The organism is Methylobacterium sp. Leaf91, from assembly GCF_001422815.1.
Classification (GTDB): Bacteria; Pseudomonadota; Alphaproteobacteria; order Rhizobiales; family Beijerinckiaceae; genus Methylobacterium.
This window is the reverse complement of sequence record NZ_LMMP01000003.1, coordinates 162,445-184,753: the sequence shown is the minus strand read 5'-3', so window position 1 is coordinate 184,753 and position 22,309 is coordinate 162,445. Positions and strand designations below refer to the sequence as shown.

Genomic DNA, 22,309 nt, shown 5'->3' with positions numbered 1-22,309 from the left:
AGACGTGAACGGGTTTCCCAAAATCTACGCCATCATCAACGAGGCATGCCAACCTGCGCGCGTCATCAAGGTCGAGACTTTGAACGAGGGCGAGCTTCTTCCCGAGCAATACCGGGGGATGCGCGCCATCCAAATCCTCGATGAAGCGCCCGTTGAGGAGGGTTGGACCGTGACCGAGATGGGCGAGATCAAGCCTCAATAAGCGGGCGCATCCCGGCGACACGCTGACGGATCAGAGCGCCAGCAACCTATCGGCGCCCGCCCTTCCTTTGAACCCAGCAAAATTTGAGGACTATCCCATGCTCGTTCAGGGAGTGACGTCGGCTGCCGATAGGGTCGCGAAGGAGGTCGACTTAGATCAGGTCGTTGCCGCTGCGGTCGGCGCAACCCAGGAGGCGATCTACTTCTTTGGGTACAAGGATCTTCAGGTGTCTGGGGCGTCTCCCGCTCAAATCTTGCGGCAGACCGACGCCGACGGAAAGACGATCCTCGGCCCGATTGACCCGCTCGATCCGATCCGAGCGAGCATCGAGGATCTTCGCGACAACGTGGACGACCGGATCTATTATTTCGGGTCGAAGGATCTGGTTACGACCGATCTCGACCCCGTCACCAATACTGCGATCCAGTTGTCGAGGATCGACGGGGATGGGGTTGCAGAGGTCGGCGTCGTTCTTGAGCGCGATTGGCGCCCCACCATCATTGCCGGCGATGCCTATGCCTTCGATAAGAACGGCGCGCGTGTTCGCCTCACGGCCTCGGCTGATGTGGTTCGCTGCGAAGTCCGCAATGCGACGGCGGAATTCGATCGGATAACGGCGGCTGGCGTATTCTCTCGCACCCGGACCAAGCTCTACGGGTCATCGAACCACCTCCTATCGACGACCAAGCTTTTCCACCGTGCCGGCCTCGGCCAGTCTCTCAGCGTGGGCAACTCTGGCACGCCACTGTTCACGACGGCGCCGGTTCGCCCAGGTCGGGTTCTGAGCTTCAACGCGGGCGTGCTGACCTACGGCTCGGATCACAACAGCCTGTATCTCAAGGACGGTGTTCCGAACGTCCCGGTGCCGCCCGCCAACATCGAGAGCCTGATCGACTGCCGCGAACGGTACAGCGAAACCTTCATGTCGAGCGAGGGCGAGTACCTGACACGTACCGGATCGCTCCCGAGCGACGTGGCGGTGCTTGAGAGCGCTCACGGCGTGGGTGGCCTCACGGTGGACAAGTTCCTCGAAGGCGGCGTGCTGTTCGAGAACGCGGTTGCTGCCGTGGCCCAATCCTGGAAGCTGGCGCAGCTTTTCGGCCTGCAGCATGAAGTGGCACTCAGCTTCGTCCAGGGCGAGAGCAACGCATCTCCGTCCAGCTCGGTCGCCTTCTACAAGGGTGCGCTGGTAGACATCCAGAGGCGGTTCGAGGCTCGCGTCCAGGCTATCAAGGGCACGACCGAGTCCGTGCCGATGTACCTGTGCCAGATGAACTCCTGGACCGGGTCGAACCTCGTGACCAGCAACGTCCCGGTCGCGCAGTTAGATAAGCAGCACTTCACCGCAGAAGGCTATGTCGACCACGGCGCGGTCTACGGCTACGCCATCGATCTGCACCGCAAGGGCGGCGTGTCGCTTCCGCTGTCGGGTATCTCCGCGATCAGGTCCGGCATCGACGTGGCACTCACATTCCGGGACCTGCCGGGGACGTTCGGCATCGACCGAAGCCGCGTCACCGACCCCGGCAACGATGGCGTGGTCTGGTCGGACGACGGGACGGGGAACAGCGTTTCCATCGTGCCGGGCTCGGCGCTACGGCTACGCCATCGATCTGCACCGCAAGGGCGGCGTGTCGCTTCCGCTGTCGGGTATCTCCGCGATCAGGTCCGGCATCGACGTGGCACTCACATTTCGGGACCTGCCGGGGACGTTCGGCATCGACCGAAGCCGCGTCACCGACCCCGGCAACGATGGCGTGGTCTGGTCGGACGACGGGACGGGGAACAGCGTTTCCATCGTGCCGGGCTCGGCACAGTTCACGCCAGGCACGCGCGTGGTCAGATACCAGCTCAGCGCGGTTCCCACCGGGGGAAGCCCGCGTCTTCGGATCGGCCTCGACGGCATCTCAGGCAACAACGGCGGCCCGACCACAGGACCGCGAACCACCTTCCGCACCGACACCGGCAAGCTCAATCGGCGCGGCAACCCGATCTATCGGGACTGTGTCGCCCACGCCCTTCCTGTCACCACCGCATAAGGACCGCCCGGTATGTCCATCAAGCCGACCCCTCTTCGTCGCCAGGATGCCGCTGGCGTCTCCGATATCGCCGGGGCAAAGACCCTGACCTGGGATGACGCTGACAAATACTTCGGTCGCCGCGCCTACGGCATCCACGAGATGAACGCCGACTACATGGCCCGTGCCGTCACCGGTGGTGTCGTGGGCAAATGCAAGGTCACGGGATCTCCGATCACGTCCTCGGCCACGGGTGTCACGCTTATCGACGCCGACCCGACCTTCAACGGGCACAAGTCGCTCTACTTCGATGGATCGGTCGGGGCTGGCGTCCAGTACGAAAAGAAGGACGTCGTTAGCAGCTTCGCCAGGATCGTTGTTCTGTCCCTGGATGCCGAGATGTACGCGCCCACCCTCACCGGATTGCGCAACACGGTCGCGGTCTACGGCAGCCAAAGCGACGCCTATAATCATCGGCTCTCCACCCGCAACGTCAGTGGACAGACTAAACAGCAGTTCGCCATCGGCTCCTCGTCCAACAACACGAACCTCGGGCAGCTCCTACCGGCCGCTGGCACGCCGCATGTGCAGGTGATTGCGTTCGATGCGGTCAGCCGCAAATCCCGCATCTGCATCAACGACCCGAAGGTCTACAGCGAGTTCACGCATACGGCCCTCACGGTGGGCACGGACGACGCCTGGGTCATTGGCGGGGGGCCGAACGACAACGCCTCTACGGTGTTCAAGGGCCGGATGACCGACGACATCATCATCGACGTGCCGCTCAACCGGACCAGCGAGCTGTGGGGCTACGTCGTCGAGCATGTAGCCTTCCTTCGCACCCGGTACGGCATCACTCTCTAGCCTGACCGGCTGACGCGCTTAGCGCTCGCCTACTGCTAAATCTCGACAATCTGGAGAACCATCATGACCGTCGCTGAAATTCAGCCGGCCGTAGCGCCACGCGTGGCGAATGCCCTGTCGCGGAAAGAGGCGGCTATTCTAAGCGTCCTTACGAGGGAGTTCACCTCCGAAGGCGCGGGCAACAGGATAGGCGAGAGGAGCGGCATCGGCACCGGCAGCCTCTACCCGGCGCTGGCACGGCTTGAGATTGCCCGGCTGATCCATAGCAAGTGGGGCGTTGCCGCCTCGCCCGGTGGCCCGCGCCCTCGCCTTTACGCGCTGACAGAAGAAGGCGCTCAGCGCCTCGCCGACGTGCCTCTGAACCAGCGAGAATATACCCCGCCGCTGTGGGTGAAGCTCGGGCGCTGGCTGTTCTTCCGCCCAGAACGGCGCTGACCACAAGCCCACCCCGCTCAGAACACGAAGCCTGGACCGTACCTGACGGCTATCGTCACGAGTAGTCCGGCCATCAACCCAATGGCGAATGCCGCCTCGGCCTTCGTTGGCCTCATCGTCAGCGCCCCCCCATGCCACTCGGAACACGCGGGTGACAGGCAAGGGACGCGCCGCGCAACCCCTGACATCGTGAGAACTGAGATGGGCGTGCCTGCCATCGTGATGGCGGCGGGCGACTGGAGCCTAAGCCGGCACGCACCTCAGTCGGGACTCGATGCCGGCGCCAGGGTCGTAGCCCACAAAAACGGGCCGGATGTCCTGGACGAACACCCGACCCGCTGTCACCTCGCTTGCTTGTTGAGGGAGCGCACGAGGCGACGTGGCGGAATAGCAGGGGCCGTGTCGCCGTCAACCGTAGCTACTACACCCCGCGAATAGGGGGTTACTGACGAGACCTTTGCGCACCTATCATCGTCCGATACAGCGTCGATAGACCGTGCCCCCAACCTCATGGCCAGCCGCAGCAACAGCGGCAGGACTCCGGAGTCGTAGAACTTTGACGTCGCGTGCTCCTTTGGCGCGTCGCAAAGCAGCAAGCATAACAGCATCGTCATATGCTTCGATGCGGTTATGAATACCCACCCCTCGCCAAGTCGCCGAAACCATGAAGCTCATTCGAAAACCCGTCCGCTGAGAATTTGCGGTCAGATCATTAAGCATTAACAAATGCGGCGACTATCACCCAAGTGGGCTATTCCCAGGGCACGACACGGCATGGTTAAGGCTGTGGCGGACTCAACAGCAAGCAGATCGCTATAAAGCGCCCCGCAGTCCGGCCATAACGCCAGCGGTAGGATAAAAGGCGGGCCGGGGACCGACCTGGAGGATAACTCCCCGACCCGCTGCCGCCTCACAAGGTGTCATGCCGGTGAAACGACGCCGCTAACTATCCCTGATGTCTTCGCGCCGTCTTTCACCTGCGTCGGGCCCCTGCGTTTCTCGTTCTCCCGAGCCGCCCGGTCGCCACGTTCAGATCCCAAAGCCGGGTCCGTACATCGCGGCCATTGCGGCCAGTAGTCCGGCCATCAGGCCTGTAATGAGCGCGGCCAACGCTTCCTCCGTCATCCGCTTCACCGCTCCCTGACCGGCCCGCCCCTCGCGGATTGTGTCCTTAATTTCTTGGTAACTGGAGAAATGCAATGACCGTTGCTGAAATTCAGCGCGCTCTCTTGGCGCGTGGGTATGACCTCGGCCCCGCAGGCGTCGATGGCGATGCCGGGCCGAAGACCATTGCAGCCGTCACAGCTTTCCAGCGTGCGGCGGGCCTCGTCGCCGACGGCATCGCCGGCCCGCTGACGCAGAAGGCCCTCGGCTCCGTCGACGTGACCGAGAAGAAGGCCGAGCCGGATCAGCCCGCTTGGCTCACCCTAGCGGGCGATGAGGTTGGCACCGTCGAAGGCATCGGCAAGTCGAACAACCCGAAGGTGATCCGCTACTTCGCGGACGCTGGCTTCTCGGGCATCAAAGACGATGCTGTTGCCTGGTGCGCTGCTCTGGTGGGGGCGATGCTCCACCGCGCCGGCCGGAAGCCCTCAGGTAGCCTTGCAGCGCGATCCTACGAGTCCTGGGGCGTCGGCCTGAAGGCCCCGATCCTCGGCTGCATCGCCACGAAGAAGCGCGGCAACTCCTCATGGCAGGGGCACGTCTTCTTCGTCGTCGGCGCCAACAAGGACACGGTGTTCGGCCTCGGTGGAAACCAGAGCGATGCGGTGACCGTCGCGGCGTTCAAGCGCTCCGAGATCACCGCCTACCGCTGGCCCGCTGATGTCCCGATCCCGTCCTCGACCACGCTCCCCACCACCATCGCAGGGGCGCGCTCCGGCGTGTCGGAAGCCTGATGAACGACGATCACCGCCCGATCTGGCCGCCCGCGCCTCGCAAGGCCAGCCAGCCGCTTCCTCCGGTTCGCTATCCAGAGAACCCGTCGCCCTGGGCGCGGCTTGGGCGAGCCATCTGGGCCTACCTCTCGCGCCGCCGCTGACGACATGCGTCCTAGTCGGACCTGAAGTCCGGCGGAACGACTGCCAAGCCTATTCCTCAAACATTCGCACAATCATCCCCGCTACATACCTTTTGATGGCGACGAAAGCTATAAATGCGCACGCAATTACAAGTAAATACAATGGCAACCCAGAAGGCAGATAGGCCGCTAAGTTAGCAATAAAATTTTCCACATCCACCCCGTCGTTTATTGGAATTATAATTTCATACCCATATCGTTAATGAATTAAAATGTGAAGCCGGGAGTTTCTTTTGCTCCCACATGCCCAAGTTGGGCATCCGCCGCGCCCGGCCGGTCCCGCCGCGCACCCCCTCCCACATCGTGAGACCATCATGACCCGTAAGCTTCTGCTCGCGGCGCTGGCGTTCGCCTGTGCCGTCTCTGTCGTTCATGCCGCTGAAGTCGTCGCGACCGTGCCGACGACCGCCGTCGAGTTCTCGGCCGCTCCGTGGATCGCTCTCCTACGCGAAATCCTTCTGACCGCCGTCGTCCCGGTCGTGGCCGGCTACGTCATCCAGGCGCTTCGGCGGACCTACCCGATGGTCGGTCTGTTCTTCACACAGCGCCGCGTCGAGCAGCTGGGCAACGCCGTCACCGAGTTCGGCATCAATGCCATCCCCGGCGCGGTGAAGGAGGGCAAGGTGTCGGTGAACGTCGGCTCGGCCGTCATCGCCAAGGCGGTGCAGTACGGCATCGACAACGCTCCAGCGAAGGCCATGGAGGCTGCCGGCGGCCCTCAGGGGCTCGCTAAGATCGTATTCCGCAAGCTCAACCTTGATGATGAGGCGAACGAGGCGAACACGCTCGCCCCGATCCTCTCGACCCTGCCGAAGAAGTAGACGGCGAGCGCCCCGGTGGTCCCCGGCAGCAGTGAGATGCAATGGCTCCCGAAGAGAGACGGTTCACGGCTGACGAATGGCGCGACATCCAGGGCCAGTATCGCGAACAGCCAAAGCGCGGAGTCCGAGCGATGTACCCGGACCCTGAAGCGGAGTGCGAGTTGGGGCCGTTCGTCCCGTCCGGCGGCTACAGGACACCACGCGCCGTCGAGGCATCATCCTTCACCCCGCATCCGCATCTCATCGTGTGGTTCGCCTCGCTCAGCGCAGACGATGTTTCGCGACTGGAAACGCTGATCGCCCTTCGTCCGGAAACGGTCGCTTGGGTGTCCGGCAAGAGCCCGAAAGAGCTGGCAAGCATGGACGGTGTCGTCGAGTTCGTCTCGTCGTCCCGCACCGCAGCCAAGGTGCTCATGTGGGTCTGCGGAACTACCGCTGCTTTTATCGGCGGCGTGATCGCGCTGACGAAGGGCGGGTTCGATCTCTTCAAAATAATCAGAGGTGGCTGATGGGCCTGCGCATCTTCGGCTATATCTGCCTCGGGATCATCTGCGCGGCCATCGTCATCCCGGCGACCTTCCTCTGCTACTGGCTCGCCGACCGGCACATCCCTGTCGAGGTCGGCCGCACGGAGGTGCTGACGCCCGTCGTGAAGCCCGGCGGCAAGCTCATCATCCGGCAGACCGTGAAGTACCTGCGAGACTGCCGAGGCCACGTCGACCGCGTCCTCTACGACGCTCACACGCACCGGAAGTGGCTGTCCGATGTCGATTACGAGCGCCCCCCGCGCGGACTGGGTGAGCACGTCATCACTTTCGTCGAGGACGTACCCAGCTACTTCGAGGCCGGTGACGCCAGCTATCGAGCGGTGCCAGTCTACGCCTGCAACCTCGTCCATCAGTACCTATGGCCGCTGACGAGGGATGAGACCGTGATCCGGTTCAAGATTGAGGGGACGCCGTTCTGATGCTGGTCGTATGTCGACGGCTCGGCGATCTCTCTCGATTTTGGGCGTCGTGCATTCCTCTTCCCCGGAGGGGTGGACGTTGCTACACCCGGGCGAAAGCTTCCGTTACGAACGGACGGATCGACCGTATCAGCATGAGCCGAGGGCCAAAACAGTCACCGCTAGCCGTCGCCAACACCTTCATTGCAAGGTTCGGCGGCCAGGGCACAATCACGCACATGAAGGTGCAGAAGCTCTGCTATTTCGCGCATGGCTGGTGGCTGGCGTTTGATCCTGAGCCGTTCCTGACAGAGCGACCGCAGGTGTGGAAATTCGGTCCAGTTTTCGGCTCACTCTATGCAGCTCTGTCTCACCACGGCTCGCGGGCGATCACGCAGCCCGAGAAGGTGCAGTTCAACGAACCGCCTCCGCAGATAGATAACCCAGCATACCTCGATCTAATCGATTGGGTGTGGAACCGTTATGGTCAGCACTCGGGCCTTACGCTCTCCGACATGACGCACGCGCCGGGCACGCCTTGGCGAAACGTCGCCGAGCGTTGCAATTTCCAGGTCCCCAAGCACTACGAATTGCCCGACGAGGACGTGAAGAAGTTTTTCGAGGCTGAAGCGAAGGCGCTGCAACCGGTATGATGCCCTGGAAGAACGGGGGCAAAACCGTCACCCTCGATAAGGACCCTACGTCGGAAGAGGAAATGCTGATTTTCTCCTCGCCTGAGGAGAGGATGCAGCAGCGCAGCTTCATTCAGGAACGAGCTCTGCGGGCGGCAGATCTTGGCTGGCTAGGACGGTTCATTGGTGGGGAGCGTCACTCGGCACTGAACCTCGCCGCTTTCTTCCTCGCAGTTTCTCTCCTTATCGGTGTCGGCTGCCTAGTCGCGGCTTGGTGCCAGAATGATCAAAGCGAGTTTTGGGGGCGATCAGCCGAACGCTCTTTTGCCGCTGCTGCAGCTGCTCTGGCCTACGTTTTCGGGCAGAGTTAAAGGCACCTAACCCCCGGCACGCCCCATGCATGGCGTTGAGGGAGCTTGTCCTCCCTCATGCTTTTCTCAACAACTGACCCGCCCGGCTCCCGCTGCGGCGGGTTTTTTTCATGTCTCTGGGCCTTCGAGGGGCAGTCGCGATAGCGACGACTTGATTGGAATATGCGCGCCCAGCTGTTCTCGACGATCCCATCCTCATCGCCCCAGCAGCCGAGAATGGCGAGCTACGCAGCCAGCTAGCCGAAGCGCAGGGCCAGCGTGTCGAGTTGGCCGTGGATGCCGGCGAGCTTCATGCCGAGGTCGAGGCACTGCGGCGGGGTCTGGCTGAGTGCCGGATGGGGTGGGATGAGTGAGACGAAAGCTCTAGTGCTAACTTCTGGCATTTTTAGCACACCAAACAGATCGCGTCTCTTCGGCTACATCCTATGCATCGCTAATAACAGTTTGAGGCTGGTTTATGCCCTAAAAAAGTTGGAATCTGCTTAGAGGAACGCAGCCCGAAGCATTCGCAGGTTAACGCTGCTCAGCTCACGGTGCAGGAAAGCTAATATTATGAGCTCATTCCGTTATACTAAAAATCAAGACTATAACCCTGCAGATTCTATTTCTTCCCAAGGATATTATAAATCTTATCCATACAATGGAAATTTAAGCACCTACAGTTCGGGAGATGCCTCTGATGTAGAGGGGAGAACTGTTGAGCCAAGCTATCGAGACGTTCTTATGGAATTTAGCTCTGAAGGCCGGCGTGTGTTATCAGACAGTGCTGGCAATGAGCTTTATTTTGAGTCGACCGGATTTAGCTTAGATTACTCTGACATTTCTACAAATATATATATTACTGGCGGACTTCTTGGCGATTACATTTATTCAGGCTCAGGAGATGATGCTTTATATGGCTATGACGGCAACGACCACCTGAACGGCTTTGATGGTAACGACATCATAGAGGGCGGAAGAGGCGCTGACGTTATTGACGGAGGCAATGGAATCAACACCGCGGTATATTGGGATACTTCTGCTGGAGTAACCGTTAATCTTGGATTGGGGAATGCTGCACAAGTCAGCGCTCAGGATGCGAACGGCGATATCCTGTACAACATCAGCAATTTGATCGGCGGCTACGGCGCCGATACTCTTACAGGAAATGCGGCAGCCAACGTCCTGACGGGCCGGGAAGGCAACGACACCCTGCGTGGCATGGGCGGCGCTGATACCCTCAATGGCGACGACGGCAACGACCAATTGATCATCACCGACGGTGGATCGAGCGTTCATGGTGGCAGAGGTAGCGACAAGCTTCTGTTGCAAGGCGCGGACTCCTTCACGTTCATCAACGCGACGTTCGATGGCATCGAGGCAGTCTACGTCGCCAAAGGCGCGACCCTCGACCTGTCGGCCGTCACCTCGGGTGTGAGCATCACTTCGCAGAGCGCGATCGGTACCTCGGTAGCCATCACGGGCACAATGGGCGCCGACACTATCAGTGCGGGCAAGGGCACCGACCTGATCCATGGTGGTGCGGGCAACGACACCATCAAGGGCGGAAGCGGATACGCGCTTCTGTTCGGCGATGACGGCATCGACACCATCAGGGCCGGCGCAGGCGGCGCGACGATGGACGGCGGCGAGGGCGGCGATCGCCTCTATGGCGGCGCAGCTTCGGACACGTTCGTGTTCGGAGCGGATATCGGCCAGGACAACGTCTACAATTTCCAGTCTGGAAGCGATCACCTGGACGTTTCCGCCATCATCGATAGCTTCCTCGATGTGAATATTCGTGTGGTGAATGGGAAGGACACCCTGGTCACGTTCGATGGGGTGGATCCGGCCATCAAGTTCGTGCTGCGTGGGGTATCGAGCGTCCAGGAAGGCGACTTCGATTTTGGGACGCAGCCGACGGCCCTGGCTCATCACGACTGGGCTATCTAGCTTACTGCCGGACGCCGAACGCAGTCTCATCGAAGCCCGCCCGGCTCACGCCGCGGCGGGTTTTTTGTTTACCCGGACGGTCGGGCAGTTGGTAAGGATTCCTTACGTACTGGCGGCTCTCCCTGCATTGGTGCCGCGAATGGCCTCGTTCAGCTTGGGCTGGGCGGGGCCGATTTCGTTCGGCCTACCCCAAATGGGGGATGCGGCGCCGTTGGCCACAACGCTACGCTTTGGCATTTGATGACGTAGGCATTTTGGCCCCGCCCGGCGAAAGCTGGAGCGGGGTTTTTTGCTGTGTCGCAAGGCATTAATATCCGCTGTGCGAAATCTCTCGTAAGCGACTTGGCTTGGTGGCAGAATGCAGGCTCTCGTCGGCATAGTATGCTCCCAACGGAGATGCCTAATGGACATTACAGATATGCCAAAGGTAACGGCAAAATTTTCCCCGAGACAGTTCGGCAACTTAAAGCCGGGTGCTATTGATTGCATCGGGAAAGAGGGTGAATTTCACGCGCTTTGGCAGATTGAGGAAGGTCCATACGCCGGGCAAATCGCCTTTTCCCTGCCAAGGGATTGGGAAATAGAAGCTATATGGGTCCCCTCTGAGGATTTGATTATTCAAAAAATACTCTGATAAGCACTTTTATTTAATCAGACCCTTACGGATTGGTATAGATTTTCAGTAGCCACTAGAACGGCTTCAATAACATCACGTAACGGCGATATTGATATAGGCTGATCGTACATAAAGAATCGCTCTCCATTTTCCGACAAGAACGAATATTTATGACCGACGCCCGGGGGGTCGTAGTGAACCCCTCCTGCATTATGTGCCGCGTATAATATTAGATCTTTGACGGACGCAGATTTATCCCTAAATGCCAATATGGCATAGGCCAAAAATTGATCTAGAACGACCATGTGGGAATTATTCTCGTTTAATAGGCCTGATGGACTCGAGTAATGCATAATTGGCTTGCCAACGCCGCCTGGAAACTCTTCATTGGCATCAAATTTCAATATTTTGAAGCGCACTTTTGTGCCGCGTGGCCGGGCGACTCTATGCATTAATGGTGTGGCATCAATAAGAAGTCGCCTCAATATTGCAGAAGCGGCCAATAAGTTTCTCACAGTAGGATTTTGTTGAATGGCCTTCAAATCATCAATGTCGTACACAAATTGCTGGTCTGGACTGAACATGACTCATCCGGTAGCCGTAATTCACATGGGAGAATGCTTCAGCCGTGATCGTTCGCGCAAGTGCCCTAGGTCATCATCCCATCGGTGAATCTCCGAGCTCGCCATAAGTGGGGATGCCCAACCTACGTTTCTACAAACCCGCCCGGCTCACGCCGCGGCGGGTTTTTCGTCTCACACCACAGTCAAATTTCGTGAGATTTGAACTTTCGCTAAGTCAGTGGGCAATATGGCGGCTTCATTGTATTTGTTGCCTCCAAGGTGACAGTAGAGAAACCCGCCACTCATGCCGGCACGATACTGCGACCCCTTTTTCAGCAATGTGCTACCGCCATTTGGGAGCATTGCAGATATATCTTCAATCAGGAGCACCATGTCATCTTTGCCGTTGTTAAGGCGGAAGACTGCAGGGTCCACACCATCTTTCCAATTTTCCATTGCATCTCCTTCCTGCTTTACTAGAGGGCGTCGTCGCGCTTGCGACGCTGGACAGGGGCTGTCGCCATCTCCGAGCCGTGGCATTAATGGTACCATTCGGTCGGCCTGGTGTGGAGGTCGTTTATCCTCATCTCATCACGCCTCGTTCAGCTTCGGCTGGGCGGGGCCGATTTCGCTTGAGTCCGGCGGATGAAACCTTCTCCCCAGACCGTCTTAGCTTGTGATCTTCAAACCGAGGGTCTCAACGCGACTCGCCCGCCCGGCTCACGCCGCGGCGGGTTTTCTTTTTGCCGGGCCAGGGACGCTAGCTACCTGATTGTGCCGGCCCACGCCTTAAACCTTGTCTATCAATACCTGTGGTCGCTGACGCGGAAGACAGTGGTTCCGCTTAGGGTCGATGGGACGCCCTTCTGACAGCTTGGTACATTTCAGTACCTTGTAGGGCAATGCCCTACAAAGCATTCAAGAATTCCTGCTAGATGTGCCCAATTCAATGCTGGCCGGACCATCGACCAGCCCTTTCCACCGGGCCAGAGTTAGGTCAGCGATGAGCACGATCCGATACACCCTAGGCAGCAGTTACGACCCGAATAATAGCGAAGGCGCCACAACCTCTTCGGGAATTGATTTTTCTGACGAGGCTTATAGGGCGGTAGGTGTCTCGAACGGATATGACGAGTATTACGTATCAGGCAGTGCGGGTGGAAGTCTTTTGCGAGTGGCGAGTGGGGCGTCACTGCTGCAGCCTTCGATCGCCGGCATCGGCGTCGATTTCTCCGATAAAACCGGCTTTGTCTTTCTCACAGGCGGCAGCCTAGGCGATAGCCTACGGGCGGGTTCAAACTACGATATCCTCGATGGCGGCGCGGGCAACGACGTGCTTGAGGGTGGCGCAGGGGGCGACGACCTGGATGGTGGTACGGGTATCGACACGGCAAGCTACGAGCATGCGGCAGCACGTGTCTTGGTCGCGTTGGTGGCGCCTCAGAACAATCAGGGTGAAGCTGCGGGCGATAGCTATATCGACATCGAGAATGTGCGGGGTGGGGATTTTGACGACGAGCTGATTGGCAATGGGGCGGCCAATGTCCTCGAAGGTGGGAGGGGGGCCGATTACATTGGAGGTGTTGGCGTAGGTGACACCGCCAGCTACGAGCATTCTGCTTCAGGCGTCATTGCCGATTTGAGCTTGGCTCTCGGCATCCAGGCCGCGACGGATGCAGGCGATGCTTCTGGCGACCGGCTGGTAGATATCTCAAATCTCCTCGGAAGTGCGTACACCGATACCCTTACTGGTGATGCTAGCGCGAACACATTATCAGGTGGCGCCGGCAATGACGTCCTTGAAGGTCGTGGTGGAGCAGATACCATCTACGGCGGCGCTGGCATTGACACGATCAGCTTCGAGCACTCGACGGTCGGGTTGCAAATTGGGCTTTTCGGTCAGGATGATGGATACGGCGTTCTCGGCGATGCTGATGGCGATCTTTGGTATGGCATCGAAAACGCCAGAGGCGGTTCTGGGGATGATAGAATTTCTGCAGATACCGATATCAGCCGCAACGTCGTCGAAGGCGGCGCAGGTGCGGACTATATCACTGCTGATGCCAGCGACATCGTAACCTACGAACATTCCGCGGAAGGCGTCACAGTTAATCTCGCAACGGGGATTAATAGCGACGGCGACGCGGCTGGCGATTTGTTGTTTGGGGTAGCGAACGTCACAGGGAGCAGCCTTGCCGACAGTCTGACGGGAGATGACTTCGCCAACATTCTGCGCGGCGGTGGCGGCGGAGATACCCTCGACGGCGGCCTTGGCGACGATTACCTGATCATTACGGGCGGTGGATCGAGCGTTCATGGCGGTGGGGGCACCGACAAGCTACTGCTGCAAAGCTCGGACACGTTCACATTCACCGGCGACACTTTCGATAGCATCGAGTCGGTCTATGTCTCCAAGGGAGCGTCGCTCGACCTGTCGGCCATCACATCGGGTGTGAGCATCTCATCACAGAGCATGATTGGCGCGTCCTCGGCGATCACAGGCACGCAGGGCGCTGACACCATCTTTTCAGGCAAGGGCACTGACACGGTCAATGGTGGCGCCGGTGATGACGTCATCAGAGGCGGAAGCGGATACGCGGTGCTGTTTGGCGATAATGGCATCGACACCATCAGGGCAAGCGCAGGTGGCGCGACGATGGACGGCGGCGAAGGCGGCGATCGCCTCTATGGCGGCGCTGGTTCGGATACGTTCGTATTCGGTGCCGATATCGGCCAGGACAACGTCTACAATTTCCAGTCTGGAAGCGATCACCTCGACGTGTCCGCCCTCGTCGATAGCTTCCTCGACGTAAATATTCGTGTGGTGAATGGGAAGGACACTCTGGTCACGTTCGATGGGGTGGATCCGGCCATCAAGTTCGTGCTGCGCGGCGTATCGAGCGTGCAGGAAGGCGACTTCGATTTCGGGACGCAGCCTACGGCGCTGGTTCATCACGACTGGGCGGTCTAGTTCAGGGCCGGACGCCGAACGCAGTCTCATCGAAGCCCGCCCGGCTCCCGCCGCGGCGGGTTTTTCGTTTTCAATCGAACCAGCGTCGGGGCGTAAATCCATAAACGGCGAGCAGTGCCAACGTCACGAGTAGCCATGGCAGGTCGCTGAGGAGCGCGAAGACCAGCAGGCCGATGTAGACTACGGCGATCGAAGCCATGATCGCACCCACGTACAGGTTCACCGCTCCTCCTCCCAGCCCACCGGGCTTAACCTTGACGCGGGTCCCACCTCTCAATCGCGTCGGCCACCATAGCGACGATACCGCTCCCTTCCGCCCCGGTCCTGGCGATGTCGTGCAACGCCATGGCTATACCGGCGGCAATCACATGAGCCTGCGTCCCACCGGCCGCGCGTCGGATGATGCTGGCATACAGATCATCTCTTACGTCGGAGGCGTCACCAGCGCCGTTTTCCTGTTTCTCGTCCATCCGTCTTCTCCTAAAGCCCGGCCGCCGTCAGGGCGGGGAAGGGCAGCTCAGCGGCCGCTAAGCTACGCTTCCCCGAAAGCATAGACGGCTGCAGCATCTCAGGTGATGCCGTTTGTGTTTGGGGCTTGGAAAATCTCGGCAATCCCAACTCAGGTGAGTGCGCCTGACGACGTATGGCGTCATAAAACTGGCTTCCGAAGGAAAGAACTCGCGCATCGGTAATCAGATCGCTGGGGCTTTACCTACGCGCCAATCTGGTAAGCTTATGTTCAACGTCCTTGATCCGGCAGAAAACCACGCTCCCGAGTCAACTCAGGATCTTATTCGCTACACGACGCAATTGAGTCGCGACATTCGTGCAGAAGTAGCGCAGAGCCGCGCGCTTCTAAGGGAGTCGAGGGAAATCCTCCGCAAAATCTCGTCTCTCAAGCCGAACTACGAGTACCCTCCGGTGGCGCCGCCCGACACGACCGCCCCCTAATCGACGGGCCGGAACAACTCAATAAACCTCAGTCCGTCCCAGAGCTCGACCGCGTGACCGTCTACCATCGCCTTTGCGCGTTCGATGGCTTCGTCATCATCCTGAACGGAGATGCGAACCATGCCAATCACAGCTCCGGTCTTTGCAAGAAGTAGCACGCGATAGGCAGAGGGCCGTCGCTCGCTAAGGGCATCCATGCGGGATCCAAGTGTGTCGGGCATCGCATCGCTCTCCTAGTGGAGGCGGGAGCGCACGACTCTCTCAGTCATCGGAGCCAAGGGTAGAGGCCGGTGATGAGCAACCTTAGCCGTTACGTATGGAATTGCCCATAGGTCATTGCCGCCCCTTGGGGCATTACGCTTCATAAGTCAGGCGATGTTATCGCTCTCCCGCTCCCGAAAGCAGCTTCTCGACCGTTGCCAAGGCATTCTCGTGAGCCTTGGCTTCCGATGGCAAGCTGCGATCTGAGCGTTGGACAAGCTTCCCATTCTTGCGAAGCGCCCACTGATAAGAACCACCCTCCGCCTTCGGCGGTAGGATCTCGATAGTGTATGGGTGGATCGACGTCTCGTTCATCTTCGCACCATGCCACGGCCGCGTGACTGCTCCTAGGCCGGATTAATTCCGTCAGATTTTAAAACTTAGATACTGCGCGCGGATTGCGCCACTGCTGTCGTAACCGACCAGCGGAACCAGCCCGTGTTGCCCTACGACCCGCCTCAACCGTCATTCGGAGGAGCGACGGGTCGGGTACGCGCCGCGAACGTTGGCCCGACCCGCTTTTATGGCCTGGGTTATTTGGCAGTGCCAGTCTTGCGAGGCCGAGCGGCCTTCTTGGGCTTTTCTGGGACGGGGGTAGCCTTTTCAACGACGGCCTCTTCCGGCGCGACAGCCTTCGCCTTGGCCGCACCATTACGCTGCTGCCCGAGACCGAGTTGCTTGGCCAGGGCAGACCTTGCAGCCGAGTAGCCGGCTGAGGTCATCGGGTAATCGGCAGGCAGGCCATGCTTCGCGCGATAAGTCTCCGGGGTCAGACCGCGGAGCGTTAGATGCCGCTTCATCGTCCTGTAGGGCTTGCCATCCTCGAAGCTGATGAGGTGGTCTGGCGTGATCGACTTCTTGATCTGAGCCGGCGTTGCCTTCTGGATTTTGTCCGCCTCCAGCGCGCTAGATCCACCGCTGGAAAGGCCGCTGATGGCGGCGTGCACGCTGCTCAGCAAGTCGGCCAATGATCCGACTGGAACCGAGTTGTTGGAGACGTAGGCGGCGACGATGTCGGCTGCGAGTTCGATGTAGTTTGCCTGAAAATCTCGGGTGCTGTCAGCCATAGCATTCTCTCTGAGGACCGTAGACGCCCCATAGAGTAAGCTTGGTACGAAACACAACACTTCCAACGAACAGAACTCACGTAGCTTGTTGGATAGCGGCTCCCTGAAGCGATCAACTCCGGTCAGAGCTGCGGAAATCGACATGGCACGGCGCTTCAGCAAGGCCGGCGTCATCGCGACCGCTTTTGCGCTGCCGGAAGAGGGCTCTCGCGCCCTTATCGATTAGCTCCACCGCGAGCGCAGCGCTCCACTGATGACGGCGATGGACGAGTGCAATCGGCGCTTCGGTCGCGGTGCTATCGTGCCGGCCCAGGCGGGCCTGGAAAAGAAGCGGACGTGGTCGACGAAGTTCGAGATGCGTTGCCCGCGTTACACGACGCGAGTGTCAGAATTGCCGACAGCCAGGGCCTACCGCCTCTTCGCCCAGATCGGCACCGCGCCAATCGGCCGGCCGGGCACGTTCCGAAAATACCGCGTCCGCGCGAAGCGGATGAAGTCGGGATGAACCTCAGTCACGAGGTCGCCACTCAGGACCATGGCCCCGCAGAAGTCGGAGCGGATCACGCCCAGGTCAGGATGGACGCCAAAAAGCTGCAACGTCGTCCAGCCAAGCCGGCCGGCCTCGTCGGCATACTTGTCGAGGAAGTCCAGGGACGCCGCGTGAACTGCCTGCCAGCTGACGGGCGTTAGGCCTGGGCAGGGCACCACGCTTGGCTTCATGTGGAGGAAGGCTTCACGCCAAGCCTGGGGCGAGTTCGGTTCGATCTTGGAGGCTGGGGATGCTGACATGAGGCCCGGCGGCTGTGATGGGCCGGACGGGATAGGGGAGCGTGACGCGAGTCGCTATGACTAGGGAGCCACATGCAGTGATGGGGCGGTGGAAGCCCGGCCGGATTACTCCGCGCCGGGCTTTTTTGTTCACGACGCCAGGAACGCATCATCCTGGAAGCACGTAACGTACGGGAACGACTGTCTGTGAAATCAAGGACTTAGCCTAAAGAAATCCTTAACTACGGAGGGCATGAACGCGTTGCAATTGCCAAAGCGGGTTACCACCCGTTGCCGGTTCGTCTTGCGGTGGCCTGTCGACGGAACGACGATGCGGTTCGGGGCCGGTGCGGTTACAAACCGCAGCGCAGGTGGTGCTGGTCGAGGCGATGCCTCCTCTTCGTCCGGCAGTTCGGATGGCCACCTGATGCAGAGGTGGACTTGAAGTCCGCCTGGGTACCCCGCTCTCCGGGTGGGGCTCCGGAACGTCGCCCCACCCTCGTGATCGGTTGCGTCAGGCCGCGCGCACGGTGGCCAGGAACCTGTCGACCTCGGCGTTCAGGTGTTCGGATTGACGCGACAGATCCGAAGCGGCGCCGAGAACCTGGCTTGCTGCCGCTCCTGTCTCTTCGGCCGCTCCCGCCACGCCCGAGATGTTGCTCGTCACCTCGCTCGTGCCCATCGCGGCCTGGGCCACATTGCGCACGATCTCCTGGGTCGCCGCTCCTTGTTCTTCGACCGCGGCCGCAATCGTCGTCGCGACGCCGCTGATGTCCTGGATGCGTGCGGCGATGCTGCCGATCGCCGACACGGCACGGTCAGTGGAGCCCTGGATCTGGTTGATGTGCTCCCCGATCTCCTGCGTAGCCCGCGCCGTCTGGTTGGCCAGTTCCTTGACCTCGGCCGCCACGACCGCGAACCCTCGCCCCGCCTCGCCGGCTCGTGCTGCTTCGATGGTGGCGTTGAGCGCCAGCAGGTTGGTCTGGCCGGCGATCGAGGTGATCATCGTCACGACGTCGCCGATGCGGGACACCGCCGTGTTCAGTTGCTGGACCAGTTCCGCGGTCTCGGCCGCTTCCTGAACGGCACTCTGCGCCATCGTGGCGGAGGTGCTCACCTGGCGCCCGATCTCGAGAACAGACGAGCCGAGTTCCTCGGCCGCCGCCGCGACGGTGTTGACGTTGGAGGCGGCCTCTTCCGCCGCCGCCGCGACGCTCGTGGTCTGGTTGGCGGTCTGGGTCGCGGTGCCGGCCATGCTCTGCGCGGTTGCCTGCAGCTCGGTGGCCGAACTCGTGACCATGGAGATGATGCCCCCGACCGCGTCCTCGAAACGGTCGGCCATGGCCTTCATGGCCGCCTTGCGCTGTGCCTCCGCCCCGGCCCGCGCCAGGACCGTCTCCTCCTCGAGGGCCCGCATCCTGATCAACCCGTCCTTGAACACCTGCACCGCGTCGGCGATGGTGCCGATCTCGGTCCGGGCGCCCTGATGCGGGATCGTCACCGAAAGGTCGCCGGCCGCGAGGGCCTGCATCGGCTGAACCACCGATCCGATGCCGCGCGTGACCCCGCGAACGATCAATGCCGCCGAGAGCGCTGAGATGACGAGGCTGAGCGCGATGGCACCGATCCCCCAGGCACGCGTCGTCTCGAACACGGCCTTGCTGTCCGTCTCGGCGGCGCTGGCCCCTTCGTTATTCATCGCGACCAGCTTATCGAGAGCCGCCGAGGCCGCGCGGCGCGGAATGATGCCTTTCTGCTCATAGAGGTCGTAGGCCTGTGCCTTCTGACCGGCGCGCGAGAGATCGAGAATGGACCGGCGCACCGCCTCGAAGTTTCCGGCTTCACGGGTGAACGTTTCGTAAAGGGTCTTCTCCTCCGGTGAGGCGATCATCGGTTCGTAGGCGGCCTTCTTCTCGTCGAGCTTCTTGCCGAAACGCTCCATATCCTTCTCGATACTGGCGACCAGTGCCGGGTCGGTGGCCTGCGTGTGCCGGAGAACGAGCGCGCTCGTCCGCGCTGTGAGTGTATCGATCTCACCGAGAATACGTACGCTCGGCAGCCAGTTGGTCTCGATCTTGAGCGCCTGCTCGCGCATGCGTTGTGTCCCGAGCAGGCCAAGCACGCCCAGCCCGACGGTAAGGAGGGTCAGGATCAAGAAGGCCGCAACCAGCTTCGTGCGGATGGAAAGATTTTGGAAAGACACGATGATCTCCGAACGCTGCCACTCAAGAATCCATAGGCAGCCGTGCAGGGATCATTATTGGGAATCGTTAAACGAACACCTATTGGTGTTGCGAATACCAAGCGGCGCTCGACATCCCTGAGCCAATAGGCGGGGGCCGTAGCAGGAGCGCTATACCTATGGCCTTGCGGATGCCGTCCGCGTGCCGCCCAACCTTACCGTGGAGATCGATCGGCTTCGTGACTGGGAACATCGGCGGCATCGCCGCTCGGTTTCGCTGCGCTCATCCGGATGGGCCGGCTTCCGAGCGACGTCCCCGACACCCCCGTCGACGACAATGGGCTCGATCTCCAGGCCCGTCGTATCGTCGACGAAGCGAGCGAGATCGACGCCGCGGTTCCGCTGCGCCCAGGCTCCCATCATCAGGACGGGGAGGAAGTCGCGCCCTGCTGCCGTCAGCACATATTCCTCATGCCAACGGCGTCCCCGCATGAGCCGCCCGGCACATTCAATCCAAACGGATTCGAACGAGGGTGCCGGCTCGACACGAATCGTCGGATGAGCGAGGCGGCAAGCAACTGCATGTTCGCCCCGGCGATGCCGTCGCCGAGGCCGGGCGATACGCGGCCCGTCGGATTGTCTTGACGCTCCGTCTCATGGGACGGTCGGCACAGCTTCCCAGCCTCTGCCAATAAGAGCGCATTCCCACGACGCGGAAACCGGCTCGTCGAAACAAGACGCGTCACGACAACAACCGGGAGTCGTATCCGGCCAGACCATATCCGGTCGGATATGACTCTTCTGGTGAGAACCAGACGACCTGTGCTGCCAGATAGAGCTCAGACTCCGTCCTGTAAGTCATGGATGGTCTTTGTGCGGTGGCGATTTAATCGGGAAAAGCTGCCGTTCTGAGATTCGGTGTGTCTGAATATTCAGAGATCGAATGCCGTGTTTGTCGTTTCTATCAAAGCTGTGGGCTGCTAGACACTTACCAGCACTGTGACCGCGCCAATTTCTCAATTGTTGAGGGACGCTTTTTCGCTTAACGCCAAAGCATGCGGTGGGGGCAAATCATCGCTGCGAGGGGCGGCAGGTGATCATGGAACAGTTTCCGCATGGGCTGCGTGGGGAAGAAACCTCCGCAGAGCTTGGGGGCTACCGCCAGGAACTGAAGCGAACTTTGGGTTCGTTTCAAGTCTTCGCCGTTTCCTTTGCCTTCATTTCGGTAGCCGTCGGGATCTTCGGTACCTTCGACGACGTCCTTCGCAGTGCAGGCCCGGTCGGGATCTGGCTCTGGGCGATCGTGGCGATCGGGCAGACCTTCGTCGCCCTCGTCATCGCACAGTTCGCGGCCCGCATTCCCCTGACGGGCTCGTCCTATCAATGGGCGTCGCGCCTCGCCAATCCGGCAATCGGCTGGTGGTTCGGTCTCTTGAGCTTCTGTTACCTCGGCATCGGCGTGGTGGCGGTGGACAACGCACTCGCCAGTCAGGCGCTCATGCCCTTGCTCGGCATGGCGCCCGACGAGCAGACGGCCCGGTGGATCACCTTGGCGATCCTGCTGGTCCAGGCCGTGCTGACCATCGTGTCCACGCGCCTCGTCGGCCTGATCAACGGGACCGCCGTCGGCATCGAGGTGATGATCGTCATCCTGCTCGTGATCCTTCTACCGATCGCGATCGCAATGAACGGGATGGGCTCCTTCGCCAACTTGACCTCCCGCGGGACGGCCGCCGCCGACCCCGATTATTTCAAGGTCGGCGGGGGCCTGATGCTCGCCATGCTGATGGGCCTCTCCACCCTCGTGGGCTTCGACGCCGCGGCCAATGTCGCCGAGGAGGCCAAGGACCCGTTTCGCAGCGTTCCTCGCGCCATCGTCGGATCCGTCGTCGCTGCGGGTGTGCTGGGGCTGCTTTTCCTGATCGCGCTCACCGTCGCCATTCCGGATGTCCAGCGGATCACCCTGAGCGACTCGCCGGTGGCCGAGATCCTGCACGACCAGTTCGGCTCCATGATGAAGACGATCATGATGGCCGCGGTGACATTCGCCTTCTTCGCCTGCGGAATGGTCGTGATGGCGACCGCGGCACGGCTGGTCTACGCGATGTCGCGGGACGGCCGCTTTCCCGCGTCGGGTCTGATGAGCCAGGTCCACCCGCGGACGCAGACGCCGATTCCGGCGACGATCCTGGTCCTCGTCGGGGGCATACTTCTCATGCTTGCGCTTCCGGGCGAGGCGCTTCTGCAATTGATCACGGCATCCACGATCCTGCCGATCCTCAGCTACGGCGTCACGGTCATTCTCTATCTGGCCGTGCGAAAGAAGCTCGACCGACGGGTCGGCGCCTTCGACCTGGGCGCTTTCGAGGTACCCGTCGCCGTCATCGCCCTCGTCTGGCTGATGGGCGCGCTGTTCGTGCTGGTCACGCCCGATGCAGCTTTGGTCCCCGACTTGATCGTGGTGGGGCTGCTCGTCACGGGCGGCGTCTATTTTCTCTACCTTCTCAGGTTCAATCGCACGGTCCTTCAGGTCGAACCGCCCACGGCCACTCTGCCCACGGTCTCGCTGCCCACATCGTGACGCCACAACCGACCGACCGAGATGTGCGTCCGGCGACTCTTTCGCTTC

Annotated in this window: 25 protein-coding genes and 1 pseudogene; 16 read left to right on the top strand and 10 right to left on the bottom strand. The window is 60.6% G+C overall.

The window, feature by feature from the left end:
- Nucleotides 1-4: 4 nt before the first annotated feature.
- The 11 genes from ASF32_RS04400 (at nucleotide 5) to ASF32_RS04350 (ending at nucleotide 8,369) form a co-directional block, all read left to right on the top strand.
- Nucleotides 5-202, top strand: coding sequence for a hypothetical protein (locus ASF32_RS04400; protein WP_056424027.1), 198 nt, complete (start codon nucleotides 5-7; stop codon nucleotides 200-202).
- Nucleotides 203-299: 97 nt separating this feature from the next.
- The gene (locus tag ASF32_RS04395) at nucleotides 300-2,339 is read left to right on the top strand and encodes a hypothetical protein (RefSeq protein WP_056424026.1); all 2,040 of its coding nucleotides are present in this window, start codon (nucleotides 300-302) and stop codon (nucleotides 2,337-2,339) included.
- Nucleotides 2,254-3,084 (top strand): hypothetical protein, encoded by an 831-nt coding sequence (locus ASF32_RS04390; RefSeq protein ID WP_056424024.1) that lies wholly within the window; start codon nucleotides 2,254-2,256, stop codon nucleotides 3,082-3,084. The genes ASF32_RS04395 and ASF32_RS04390 overlap by 86 nt, the downstream gene beginning before the upstream one ends.
- Nucleotides 3,085-3,147: 63 nt before the next feature.
- On the top strand, nucleotides 3,148-3,519 hold the full coding sequence (locus tag ASF32_RS04385; protein ID WP_056424022.1) for a PadR family transcriptional regulator: 372 nt from the start codon (nucleotides 3,148-3,150) through the stop codon (nucleotides 3,517-3,519).
- Between the two features lie 1,199 nt (nucleotides 3,520-4,718).
- A complete protein-coding gene (locus ASF32_RS04375; RefSeq protein ID WP_056424018.1) occupies nucleotides 4,719-5,417 on the top strand; it encodes a TIGR02594 family protein in 699 nt (232 codons plus the stop codon).
- Nucleotides 5,417-5,560, top strand: coding sequence for a hypothetical protein (locus ASF32_RS25145; RefSeq protein ID WP_156467686.1), 144 nt, complete (start codon nucleotides 5,417-5,419; stop codon nucleotides 5,558-5,560). The genes ASF32_RS04375 and ASF32_RS25145 overlap by 1 nt, the downstream gene beginning before the upstream one ends.
- Before the next feature lie 353 nt (nucleotides 5,561-5,913).
- The gene (locus tag ASF32_RS04370; RefSeq protein ID WP_056424016.1) at nucleotides 5,914-6,420 is read left to right on the top strand and encodes a hypothetical protein; all 507 of its coding nucleotides are present in this window, start codon (nucleotides 5,914-5,916) and stop codon (nucleotides 6,418-6,420) included.
- Between the two features lie 41 nt (nucleotides 6,421-6,461).
- Entirely contained in the window at nucleotides 6,462-6,929 is a 468-nt protein-coding gene (locus ASF32_RS25140; RefSeq protein ID WP_056424014.1) for a hypothetical protein, read from the top strand.
- Nucleotides 6,929-7,387, top strand: a complete 459-nt coding sequence (locus tag ASF32_RS04360) for a hypothetical protein (protein WP_056424013.1) — start codon at nucleotides 6,929-6,931, stop codon at nucleotides 7,385-7,387. Before ASF32_RS25140 ends, ASF32_RS04360 begins: the two co-directional genes overlap by 1 nt.
- Nucleotides 7,388-7,605: 218 nt before the next feature.
- Nucleotides 7,606-8,019 (top strand): type II toxin-antitoxin system antitoxin SocA domain-containing protein, encoded by a 414-nt coding sequence (locus tag ASF32_RS04355; protein ID WP_162239886.1) that lies wholly within the window; start codon nucleotides 7,606-7,608, stop codon nucleotides 8,017-8,019.
- On the top strand, nucleotides 8,016-8,369 hold the full coding sequence (locus ASF32_RS04350; protein ID WP_056424009.1) for a hypothetical protein: 354 nt from the start codon (nucleotides 8,016-8,018) through the stop codon (nucleotides 8,367-8,369). The genes ASF32_RS04355 and ASF32_RS04350 overlap by 4 nt, the downstream gene beginning before the upstream one ends.
- 236 nt (nucleotides 8,370-8,605) lie before the next feature.
- Here the strand turns inward: ASF32_RS04350 and ASF32_RS25135 are convergent, their stop codons facing one another.
- On the bottom strand, nucleotides 8,606-8,752 hold the full coding sequence (locus ASF32_RS25135; RefSeq protein ID WP_156467685.1) for a hypothetical protein: 147 nt from the start codon (nucleotides 8,750-8,752) through the stop codon (nucleotides 8,606-8,608).
- A 169-nt stretch (nucleotides 8,753-8,921) separates the two neighbouring features.
- Here ASF32_RS25135 and ASF32_RS25130 point away from each other — a divergent pair, with 169 nt between their 5' ends.
- Together ASF32_RS25130 and ASF32_RS25125 are read left to right on the top strand one after the other, a co-directional pair.
- Nucleotides 8,922-10,301, top strand: coding sequence for a calcium-binding protein (locus tag ASF32_RS25130; protein WP_156467684.1), 1,380 nt, complete (start codon nucleotides 8,922-8,924; stop codon nucleotides 10,299-10,301).
- A 403-nt stretch (nucleotides 10,302-10,704) separates the two neighbouring features.
- Nucleotides 10,705-10,935, top strand: a complete 231-nt coding sequence (locus ASF32_RS25125) for a hypothetical protein (protein WP_156467683.1) — start codon at nucleotides 10,705-10,707, stop codon at nucleotides 10,933-10,935.
- Nucleotides 10,936-10,952: 17 nt separating this feature from the next.
- Here the strand turns inward: ASF32_RS25125 and ASF32_RS25120 are convergent, their stop codons facing one another.
- Together ASF32_RS25120 and ASF32_RS25115 are read right to left on the bottom strand one after the other, a co-directional pair.
- Complete coding sequence (locus ASF32_RS25120) at nucleotides 10,953-11,501, bottom strand: hypothetical protein (RefSeq protein ID WP_156467682.1); 549 nt, start codon at nucleotides 11,499-11,501, stop codon at nucleotides 10,953-10,955.
- Between the two features lie 171 nt (nucleotides 11,502-11,672).
- Entirely contained in the window at nucleotides 11,673-11,936 is a 264-nt protein-coding gene (locus ASF32_RS25115) for a hypothetical protein (protein ID WP_156467681.1), read from the bottom strand.
- A 547-nt stretch (nucleotides 11,937-12,483) separates the two neighbouring features.
- Between ASF32_RS25115 and ASF32_RS25110 the strand changes: the two genes are divergently transcribed.
- Nucleotides 12,484-14,451 (top strand): calcium-binding protein, encoded by a 1,968-nt coding sequence (locus ASF32_RS25110; protein ID WP_162239885.1) that lies wholly within the window; start codon nucleotides 12,484-12,486, stop codon nucleotides 14,449-14,451.
- Between the two features lie 70 nt (nucleotides 14,452-14,521).
- Here ASF32_RS25110 and ASF32_RS25105 read toward each other — a convergent pair whose 3' ends face one another.
- The 4 genes from ASF32_RS25105 to ASF32_RS04310 all read right to left on the bottom strand — a co-directional run bounded on the left by ASF32_RS25105 (nucleotide 14,522) and on the right by ASF32_RS04310 (nucleotide 16,730).
- Nucleotides 14,522-14,674 carry a hypothetical protein gene (locus tag ASF32_RS25105; protein WP_156467679.1) on the bottom strand — a complete coding sequence of 51 codons (153 nt, stop codon included), beginning with the start codon at nucleotides 14,672-14,674 and terminating at the stop codon, nucleotides 14,522-14,524.
- A 25-nt stretch (nucleotides 14,675-14,699) separates the two neighbouring features.
- Nucleotides 14,700-14,921: a hypothetical protein gene (locus ASF32_RS04320; RefSeq protein WP_056423996.1), complete on the bottom strand. Its 222-nt coding sequence runs from the start codon at nucleotides 14,919-14,921 to the stop codon at nucleotides 14,700-14,702.
- Between the two features lie 477 nt (nucleotides 14,922-15,398).
- Entirely contained in the window at nucleotides 15,399-15,623 is a 225-nt protein-coding gene (locus tag ASF32_RS04315; protein ID WP_156467678.1) for a hypothetical protein, read from the bottom strand.
- Nucleotides 15,624-16,196: 573 nt separating this feature from the next.
- Nucleotides 16,197-16,730, bottom strand: coding sequence for a MucR family transcriptional regulator (locus ASF32_RS04310; RefSeq protein ID WP_056424505.1), 534 nt, complete (start codon nucleotides 16,728-16,730; stop codon nucleotides 16,197-16,199).
- Between the two features lie 253 nt (nucleotides 16,731-16,983).
- Between ASF32_RS04310 and ASF32_RS24325 the strand changes: the two genes are divergently transcribed.
- Nucleotides 16,984-17,235, top strand: coding sequence for a DUF4113 domain-containing protein (locus ASF32_RS24325; protein WP_348271045.1), 252 nt, complete (start codon nucleotides 16,984-16,986; stop codon nucleotides 17,233-17,235).
- Here the strand turns inward: ASF32_RS24325 and ASF32_RS04305 are convergent.
- The 3 genes and pseudogenes from ASF32_RS04305 to ASF32_RS26300 form a co-directional block, all read right to left on the bottom strand.
- Entirely contained in the window at nucleotides 17,139-17,519 is a 381-nt protein-coding gene (locus tag ASF32_RS04305; protein ID WP_056423993.1) for a hypothetical protein, read from the bottom strand. The genes ASF32_RS24325 and ASF32_RS04305 overlap by 97 nt on opposite strands.
- A gap of 493 nt (nucleotides 17,520-18,012) precedes the next feature.
- Entirely contained in the window at nucleotides 18,013-19,701 is a 1,689-nt protein-coding gene (locus ASF32_RS04300; protein ID WP_056423990.1) for an MCP four helix bundle domain-containing protein, read from the bottom strand.
- Nucleotides 19,702-19,895: 194 nt separating this feature from the next.
- Nucleotides 19,896-20,151: pseudogene (locus ASF32_RS26300) on the bottom strand (transcriptional regulator); the annotation flags it as partial.
- Between the two features lie 709 nt (nucleotides 20,152-20,860).
- Between ASF32_RS26300 and ASF32_RS04290 the strand changes: the two are divergent.
- Entirely contained in the window at nucleotides 20,861-22,261 is a 1,401-nt protein-coding gene (locus ASF32_RS04290) for an amino acid permease (protein WP_210166855.1), read from the top strand.
- Nucleotides 22,262-22,309: the final 48 nt, after the last annotated feature.

What these genes read in the sequence shown, in the direction of transcription:
- ASF32_RS04395 (WP_056424026.1), top strand. Translation starts at nt 300, where the DNA reads ATGCTCGTTCAGGGAGTGACGTCGGCTGCCGATAGGGTCGCGAAGGAG.
- ASF32_RS04390 (WP_056424024.1), top strand. Translation starts at nt 2,254, where the DNA reads ATGTCCATCAAGCCGACCCCTCTTCGTCGCCAGGATGCCGCTGGCGTC.
- ASF32_RS04385 (WP_056424022.1), top strand. Translation starts at nt 3,148, where the DNA reads ATGACCGTCGCTGAAATTCAGCCGGCCGTAGCGCCACGCGTGGCGAAT.
- ASF32_RS04375 (WP_056424018.1), top strand. Translation starts at nt 4,719, where the DNA reads ATGACCGTTGCTGAAATTCAGCGCGCTCTCTTGGCGCGTGGGTATGAC.
- ASF32_RS25145 (WP_156467686.1), top strand. Translation starts at nt 5,417, where the DNA reads ATGAACGACGATCACCGCCCGATCTGGCCGCCCGCGCCTCGCAAGGCC.
- ASF32_RS04370 (WP_056424016.1), top strand. Translation starts at nt 5,914, where the DNA reads ATGACCCGTAAGCTTCTGCTCGCGGCGCTGGCGTTCGCCTGTGCCGTC.
- ASF32_RS25140 (WP_056424014.1), top strand. Translation starts at nt 6,462, where the DNA reads ATGGCTCCCGAAGAGAGACGGTTCACGGCTGACGAATGGCGCGACATC.
- ASF32_RS04360 (WP_056424013.1), top strand. Translation starts at nt 6,929, where the DNA reads ATGGGCCTGCGCATCTTCGGCTATATCTGCCTCGGGATCATCTGCGCG.
- ASF32_RS04355 (WP_162239886.1), top strand. Translation starts at nt 7,606, where the DNA reads ATGAAGGTGCAGAAGCTCTGCTATTTCGCGCATGGCTGGTGGCTGGCG.
- ASF32_RS04350 (WP_056424009.1), top strand. Translation starts at nt 8,016, where the DNA reads ATGATGCCCTGGAAGAACGGGGGCAAAACCGTCACCCTCGATAAGGAC.
- ASF32_RS25135 (WP_156467685.1), bottom strand. Translation starts at nt 8,752, where the DNA reads ATGCCAGAAGTTAGCACTAGAGCTTTCGTCTCACTCATCCCACCCCAT.
- ASF32_RS25130 (WP_156467684.1), top strand. Translation starts at nt 8,922, where the DNA reads ATGAGCTCATTCCGTTATACTAAAAATCAAGACTATAACCCTGCAGAT.
- ASF32_RS25125 (WP_156467683.1), top strand. Translation starts at nt 10,705, where the DNA reads ATGGACATTACAGATATGCCAAAGGTAACGGCAAAATTTTCCCCGAGA.
- ASF32_RS25120 (WP_156467682.1), bottom strand. Translation starts at nt 11,501, where the DNA reads ATGTTCAGTCCAGACCAGCAATTTGTGTACGACATTGATGATTTGAAG.
- ASF32_RS25115 (WP_156467681.1), bottom strand. Translation starts at nt 11,936, where the DNA reads ATGGAAAATTGGAAAGATGGTGTGGACCCTGCAGTCTTCCGCCTTAAC.
- ASF32_RS25110 (WP_162239885.1), top strand. Translation starts at nt 12,484, where the DNA reads ATGAGCACGATCCGATACACCCTAGGCAGCAGTTACGACCCGAATAAT.
- ASF32_RS04320 (WP_056423996.1), bottom strand. Translation starts at nt 14,921, where the DNA reads ATGGACGAGAAACAGGAAAACGGCGCTGGTGACGCCTCCGACGTAAGA.
- ASF32_RS04315 (WP_156467678.1), bottom strand. Translation starts at nt 15,623, where the DNA reads ATGCCCGACACACTTGGATCCCGCATGGATGCCCTTAGCGAGCGACGG.
- ASF32_RS04310 (WP_056424505.1), bottom strand. Translation starts at nt 16,730, where the DNA reads ATGGCTGACAGCACCCGAGATTTTCAGGCAAACTACATCGAACTCGCA.
- ASF32_RS24325 (WP_348271045.1), top strand. Translation starts at nt 16,984, where the DNA reads ATGACGGCGATGGACGAGTGCAATCGGCGCTTCGGTCGCGGTGCTATC.
- ASF32_RS04305 (WP_056423993.1), bottom strand. Translation starts at nt 17,519, where the DNA reads ATGTCAGCATCCCCAGCCTCCAAGATCGAACCGAACTCGCCCCAGGCT.